This is a genomic window from Candidatus Obscuribacterales bacterium (assembly GCA_036703605.1).
Lineage (GTDB): Bacteria > Cyanobacteriota > Cyanobacteriia > RECH01 > RECH01 > RECH01.
The window spans coordinates 1-4,107 of sequence record DATNRH010000884.1 but is presented as its reverse complement, the minus strand read 5'-3'; the positions used below and the strand labels follow the sequence as shown (position 1 = coordinate 4,107).

Annotated in this window: 4 protein-coding genes; all 4 read right to left on the bottom strand. The window is 56.6% G+C overall.

Translation table 11 applies throughout. The annotated features are described in order from the left end of the window. Positions 1-100: 100 nt before the first annotated feature. Positions 101-1,360 carry an aspartate aminotransferase family protein gene (locus V6D20_18150; GenBank protein ID HEY9817705.1) on the bottom strand — a complete coding sequence of 420 codons (1,260 nt, stop codon included), beginning with the start codon at positions 1,358-1,360 and terminating at the stop codon, positions 101-103. Positions 1,361-1,686: 326 nt separating this feature from the next. Continuing rightward, positions 1,687-2,598: an S-methyl-5'-thioadenosine phosphorylase gene (locus V6D20_18145; protein HEY9817704.1), complete on the bottom strand. Its 912-nt coding sequence runs from the start codon at positions 2,596-2,598 to the stop codon at positions 1,687-1,689. Between the two features lie 186 nt (positions 2,599-2,784). Continuing rightward, positions 2,785-3,765, bottom strand: a complete 981-nt coding sequence (locus V6D20_18140; protein ID HEY9817703.1) for a DNA polymerase III subunit delta' — start codon at positions 3,763-3,765, stop codon at positions 2,785-2,787. After that, positions 3,726-4,107, bottom strand: a 382-nt coding sequence (locus tag V6D20_18135) for a dTMP kinase (GenBank protein HEY9817702.1), incomplete at its 5' end; no start/stop codon positions are given. The genes V6D20_18135 and V6D20_18140, both read right to left, overlap by 40 nt.

The window sequence follows — 4,107 nt, the reverse complement described above, 5'->3', positions numbered from 1 at the left end:
CCAGTTGGAAGACCTTGACCTCTCAATCTCTTTTCTATATCTTTCTTGGGCAACGTTCAAGTTATGACCATCTGAGTCCGGTGGAACGGTACTGTCAGGTTTAGATGAGGGACGCGATCGCTCGACGGACGGCATTGAGAGCCTGATCGATCTCGGCTTCGCTGACGATCAAGGGTGGCACAAACCGCACCACCTTAGGCCCGGCTGGCACCAGCAGCACACCTTCATCAATGGCCGCTTTAACAATGGCGACGGAGGTTAAGTCGCTGTCATCGGCAATCTGTAGCCCGTTGATCAGCCCCCAGCCGCGTACCTCATGGATGAGATGGGGATAGGTTTGGGCGATCGCTCTCAGCCCTGCCCGCAACTGCTCACCCCGCGCCACTACATTGGCGAGAATATTGTTTTGCTCTAGCGTTTGGCATACGGCAAGGGCCACCGTGCAGACCAAGGGATTGCCGCCAAAGGTGCTGGCATGATCTCCGGCTTGGAAGACATCACAGTGAGATTTGCAGAGTAATGCGCCGATGGGCACACCGCCGCCCAAGCCCTTAGCTGAGGTGAAGATATCTGGCTCAATTCCTAGGTTTTCGTAGCCCCAATAGCGGCCCGATCGCCCCATGCCCACCTGCACTTCATCCAAGATCAGCAGGATGCCTTTTTGATCGCACAGTTCGCGCACCCGCTGGAAGTAGGCCAGGTCGCCAGGCCGAACGCCGCCTTCGCCTTGCAGGGCCTCCAGCATGATGGCTGCCACCCGCCGCTCGCCTTGGTCAAGGTCAGCGATCGCCTGCTCTAGGGCTTGAATGTCGTTGTAGGGGACATAGTGGAAGCCAGGCACAAGGGGGCTGAAGTTCTTTTGATATTTGGGCTGTCCTGTGGCGGTAACGGTGGCTAGGGTACGGCCGTGAAAGCTGGCTTGGGCCGTGAGAATCACCGGTTCCTCAATGCCTAAGACGGTATGGGCATATTTGCGGGCGAGCTTAATGGCTCCTTCGTTGGCTTCGGCACCAGAATTGCAGAAAAAGGCGCGATCGGCGCAGGAGTGCTCCACCAACCATTGGGCAAGCTGCCCCTGGGACGGCACATAGTAAAGATTGGAAACGTGGTGCAGCGTGCGAATTTGCTGACTGATGGCCTCAACCATGGCTGGATGGGCATGGCCGAGGGTGCAGGTGGCGATGCCAGCCACAAAGTCCAGATACTCCCGCCCGTTGGTATCCCACACGCGACACCCCTCACCTCGCTCTAGGGCCAATGGAAAGCGCCCGTAGGTGGACATGACATATTGATCGAAGTCATCCGGCGTAAAGGACGTCGGGGCTGTGCCGAGCGATGGCACAAGGGTTTCTGGACTCACGGGCATTTCCTCAACAATGTTCCATGCTTGCCAAGTTGGCAGGCCAGTTGATCATTGATCTTAGGGCAAACTATCGAAAATTCGCCATCCGTCTACCTACGACTTTTATCGTGTTTGTGATGAAATGGTTATTTTCCTGACCGGCTCTGCCTTAGACCTTGGGCTAGATCGGTTAAGTGGAGAGATTTAGAGGGCGATCGCCTCCTCCGCTGCGCTAGTACTCCGAGGCAAAAGTAACCCACCTAGTTGCTAAGGTGAGAACCCTCGTGCGTCCTGGACGTCCTTTTCGTTCTTCTATCTTCGTTCTTCTGGCTTGCAGTACCAGTCTACAAATACTTGTCCAGCAGCAGCCCTAGGCGTTGCTTGGCGGATTCTGGAGCATGGTCTAAGGGCGTGAGAATGGCGTACTTTAAGGCGGAGTGAGCCTCTGATCCGGGGGGATGGTGCGCTAACCGCCGCACGGTTTCTTGAATCACCCGCTGGGCATTCTGGGCATTTTTGGTTAAATTACCGATCACCATATCCACGGTGACGCTGTCGTGGTCGGGATGCCAGCAGTCGTAGTCGGTGACCAAGGCCAGGGTGGCGTAGGCAATCTCGGCCTCGCGGGCCAGCTTGGCTTCTGGTAGGTTGGTCATGCCAATCACCGACGCGCCCCAACTGCGATAGAGATTGGATTCTGCCTTGGTGGAAAAGGCGGGGCCTTCCATGCAGACATAGGTGCCGCCTTGATGGAGGGTGACGTGATCAAGCTGCAGACTGGCGATCGCTTCTGCCAACACCTGGGAAAGCTTCGGGCAAATGGGGTCGGCAAAGGCCACATGGGCCACAATACCATCGCCAAAAAAGGTGGATGCTCGATTTTTGGTGCGATCGATGAATTGATCTGGGAGCACCATATCCAGGGGTTTCATATCGGCTTGCAAAGAGCCCACTGCTGATGCCGAGATTAGGTACTCGACCCCCAGCTGTTTCATGGCGTAGATATTGGCGCGAAACGGCAGTTCTGAGGGCAGTAGGTGATGGTGGCGGCCATGGCGGGCTAGGAAGGCCACAGGGGTCTGGTCGAGGGTGCCAACTCGGATCGCGTCGGAAGGGGCTCCAAAGGGAGTTTCTATGTGGATCTCTTGGAGATTGGTGAGGGCGTCCATTTGATAGAGCCCGCTACCGCCAATAATGCCGATCGCTGCACGCACCATAGTTGCTTCTTGGGTTGAATGATTGGGTTGAAGGGTCAAGCGGTGTAAACCGGGTGTATCCCACTTTTGTAGCCCTCACCCTAAATTCCTCTCCCAAGTCGGGCGAGGGACTTTGAATCTAGCTCTCCTTCTCCCGTTTTTGGGAGAAGGGGTTGGGGGATGAGGGTCAACTTGCGAAACTGGGATGCTCCCTGTGAACCTGTTCAGACCTTGCCTGAACTCTGGCTATTGTACAAGCTCTAGGAAATTGAGCAAGGTGACATCCCACACCAATCGAGGCTGAACGAAGGTGAGTAAACAGCGCCGGGCTTGTTCTAGGTGCGGGAGAGCGGCGGCCTGCTGGTGGGTGTACCAAAGTTTTTGCTGCCAATAGTCCACCAGCCATAGCTGAGTTTCTGGGGGCTGGGCGGCTAGGGTGCGGGCCAACTCCAAGGCAGATCGCAGGGTGGTAGGTAGGGTGGCGATCGCCTCCAGAATGTCGGGGGGGATGGTTTGCAGATGTTGCCAGTTGGCGATCGCTTCCCCGGGACTACCCTGGGCTAGGGCCAAAATATCCGGTTGCTCTAGCAGTTCCGCCTGTCCGACCTGGGTCAACACCTGGGCGATCGCGGTTGGATCCAGTCGCCGAAAGGGAATGCTCTGGCAGCGGGAGACGAGGGTGGGCAGCAGCGAATCTAGACTAGGAGCAATCAAAATCAACGTAGCTCGACCGGGCTCTTCTAGAGTTTTGAGCAGGCCATTGGCGGCCGCCTCGGCCATGGTGTTGGCGTCGTCTAGGACGATCACCGAACGGGGTGCTTCCAAGGGCGGACGACCGAGAAACTGAGCAATGCGGCGAATTTGTTCGAGGCGAATCTGAGGTGGCGTGCGACGCTTAACGCCCTGCTCCTCTGCTTCTGCCGCCGTCAGCAATTGTCCTTGGTGGAGATAGGTAGGCTCGACCCACAGTAGGTCAGGATGGTTGCCCTCAGCAATGCGCTGACGCAGGTGTTGAGAGCGATCGCTGCCATCTTGGTTCTGTAAGCCTCCCTGGAGCAAGCATTCGGCAAAAGCCCGCGCCGCCAAGCGCCGACCAATGCCCGGTGCTCCCACAAACAGATAGGCCGGCGCAACCCGCTCTTGGGCGATCGCTGCAGTCAAGAGTTGAACGGCTTGGGGTTGTCCGATCAGCCTGGAAAATGGGTCGGATACCATTGGGTTAACCATGGCAATATGGCAGATTGGATGTGCTGGGCGACGGTCATTTCATCCTGAATGGCATCAATGCGCTCAACCGGGTAGGTCGCCTGGGCAAACACTTGGCTAAAGCCTTGGTGCACCCGTTGATGAAACGCTAGGCTGGCCTGCTCCATGCGATCGCTCTCTCCCCGAGCCTGGGCCCGACCTAAGCCGACCTCGACTGGAACATCCAGCCACAAGGTTAAGTCACTAACTAGACCACCTGTGGCGATCTGATTGAGTTGATCAATCAAGGCCAGGTCTAACTCGCGCCCATAACCTTGATAGGCCACCGTAGAAGCACTGTAGCGATCGCATAAAATCCATTCT